The 442-nt window shown below is 60.4% G+C and carries 1 protein-coding gene; it reads left to right on the top strand.

The features are described 5' to 3' along the window. Positions 1 to 442: IS21 family transposase (gene istA / locus M8013_RS00150; RefSeq protein WP_271265823.1), on the top strand; the 442-nt coding region annotated here is incomplete at both ends.

Genomic DNA, 442 nt, shown 5'->3' with positions numbered 1-442 from the left:
CGGCGGCATTTACCGGCGTATGCAGGTGGCACATCTGAAGCTGTGTGCCAGCCGTGCGTTCTGGCTTGTGGCGTATCCGAGCCAGGGCCATGAGATGTTATTTGACGCCCATACACGCTCGTTCGGCGCCTTGGGCGGCGTGCCGCGCCGGGGCATCTACGACAACATGAAGACCGCCGTCGACAAGGTCAATAAGGGCAAAGGCCGGGCGGTGAATGCACGCTTTGCGGTGATGTGCGCGCATTACCTGTTCGATCCGGACTTCTGCAACGTCGCCGCTGGTTGGGAAAAGGGCATCGTTGAAAAGAACGTGCAAGACAGCCGCAGGCGTATCTGGCTAGACGCCCAGGACTGTCAGTTTCACTCCTTCGAGGAACTCAATGCCTGGCTGGGCCAGCGCTGCCGCGCGCTTTGGAACGAGCTGACGCACCCTCAATACAGC

Origin of the sequence: Silvania confinis (assembly GCF_025564085.1) — a bacterium.
In the GTDB taxonomy this organism is placed as follows: domain Bacteria; phylum Pseudomonadota; class Gammaproteobacteria; order Enterobacterales; family Enterobacteriaceae; genus Enterobacter; species Enterobacter confinis.
This window is presented reverse-complemented; position numbering and strand designations above follow the sequence as displayed.